The 2,175-nt window shown below is 52.1% G+C and carries 3 protein-coding genes; all 3 read left to right on the plus strand.

Annotated elements, in window-relative coordinates:
- The first annotated feature begins 51 nt into the window (after positions 1 to 51).
- A complete protein-coding gene (locus H511_RS25215; RefSeq protein WP_420835030.1) occupies positions 52 to 303 on the plus strand; it encodes a DNA N-6-adenine-methyltransferase in 252 nt (83 codons plus the stop codon).
- A complete protein-coding gene (locus H511_RS22990) occupies positions 215 to 1,909 on the plus strand; it encodes a DEAD/DEAH box helicase (RefSeq protein WP_081669233.1) in 1,695 nt (564 codons plus the stop codon). Before H511_RS25215 ends, H511_RS22990 begins: the two co-directional genes overlap by 89 nt.
- Position 1,910: 1 nt before the next feature.
- Positions 1,911 to 2,175 (plus strand): hypothetical protein (locus H511_RS0109180; RefSeq protein WP_027252032.1); only part of this gene is annotated, 265 nt, incomplete at its 3' end.

Below are 2,175 nucleotides of genomic sequence, written 5' to 3' on the forward strand. Positions count from 1 at the left end.
CCGTGGGTTCGCCGTGCGTTCGACGAAAAGTTACGAGGTAACACCACTGTCATGCTGTTACCGGCTGACACGTCAACGCAATGGTTTCGCCTTGCATGGGATAGCTGCAATGACGTTCGCCTAATCACTGGCCGGTTAAGTTTTATCCACAATTCAAGTGGAAAACCTGTGAGCGGCAACAACAAGGGCAGCGTGATTTTCATCTGGCGGGGTAATGCGCCGTGCTCCGTTAAATCTATCATCATGCAGGACCGCGATAGCCTGGATGTTGGCCAGATTTGCGCGAGATCTTTGGATGGTTAGCCCGCGCGATTATCAGCAACGCTCAGTCAATGAGATCTGGGCGTGGCTGTCGGCCAATCAGACTGGCCATCCCGTTGCTGTTCTGCCAACCGGCGCAGGTAAGTCGATTATCTGCGCCGTTCTGGTTCGGGAAGCACTCAAGTGCGCACCGGCTGGCCATGTCCGCGTACTTGTGGCCACGCACAGCAAAGAGCTTGTCGAACAAAACTATGAAAAGCACTGCCTGGTCAGCCCTGAAATCGAGGGCGGGATCTATGCGGCCAGTATTGGCCGTAAAGAGTTGGAACCGGCAGTCGTGTTCGCTTCCATCCAGTCGATTGCCCGCGCGCCCGATTTACCGGCTTACAACCTGCTGATCATTGATGAATGTCACCGCGTCCCGCCGGATGGTGGCCAATACAATAAATTGATAGAACGGCTACTGGAAAAAAACCCGAAACTCAGGGTTATCGGGTTAACCGCTACCCCGTTCAGACTGGATCAGGGCTACATCTACGGCGGCGATAACCTGTTTTCAGAAGTGGCCACGGAAGTCACTATCCCTGAACTGATTGAGCAAGGGTATCTGTCGAAAGTCATATCGTGCAAAACCGCTGCAGTCGCGAATATGAAAGGCGTTCGCAAGGTCGGCGGGGATTATCAGCAGGCAGAAGCCGCTGAACGAATGATGGATCTGAGCGAGGTGGCCGTTGCTGACGCGGTTGTACGGGGCAGGGACCGCAAATCATGGCTGTTCTTTTGTGTAACCGTTGACCATGCGCGCCAGGTTCGCGACCTGCTCAAATCACACGGCATCACTGCAGAAATGGTGTCAGGGGAAACATCGAAGGCCAACAGGGCAGATATTATCCGCCGGTTTAAAGCCGGTGAGATCCAAGCCCTCGTTAACTGTGAGGTGCTAACAACCGGCTTCGATGCTCCCAGCGTAGACCTGATCGGGATGCTACGTCCCACCGCTTCGACTGCGCTTTATATGCAGATCACCGGTCGCGGTATGCGCATTGCGCCAGGGAAGGTTGACTGTCTGATTTTGGATTACGCCGGAAACATCCAGCGGCACGGCTGTATCGACGATCCCAGCATCACAGTGAAGAAAAAAGGCAAAGGCGATGGCCAAGCGCCGGTCAAGGATTGCCCCAAGTGTCAAATTTTTGTGCCTATCTCAACAAAGGTCTGTCCTGAATGTGAATTCGAGTTCCCTATCGACAGCACGCCAAAGCTTGAAAATCGTGCGTCAAACCGCGCACTTTTGAAAGCAGACCTACAGCCAATATTGGTAAAATATGACATCATAGCTGCGAGCTATCACGTACATAAAAAACCCAACAGACCACCCACAATGCGCGTGACCTACTCAGGGCATGAAACGGGTTCTACAGGATTCAATACGTTGTTCCCCAGCGAGGTGTGCAGCGAGTGGATCAGCGTTGAGGGTGACGGTTATGCGCGTAAGAAAGCAGAAGAATGGTGGCACCGGTGGAGCAAAGCCCCTTTCACACCTGACGTTGATTATTGCGTTAGCGTGAAACAAAAAGAAGGCATTCACCCCACACAAATTGTTGTTGATATCGCAGGGAAGTACCCGCGAATTTTAGAAAGGATTTGAGATGATCGAGCAATTGCAGGCTGTACTGAACAAACACGAAGAACAGGAAGAAACAATACAGCGGCTGCAGTCCCGCAACTTAATTCTTGCAGATGAGCGGGACAAACTGGCTCAGCGGGTTGCTGAGTTGGAAGTTTTCCAGCAAAAGGTCAGCCAGGTTCCCGCGCTTGAAAATAAAATCACTCGGTTGATGTATAACGCGGAAAAACTGGCTGGCAAATTGAATTTGGCTGAGGGCGAACTGAAAATATTCCGAGGCGAAGGCA

Source organism: Photobacterium halotolerans DSM 18316, from assembly GCF_000425165.1.
Taxonomy (GTDB): domain Bacteria; phylum Pseudomonadota; class Gammaproteobacteria; order Enterobacterales; family Vibrionaceae; genus Photobacterium; species Photobacterium halotolerans.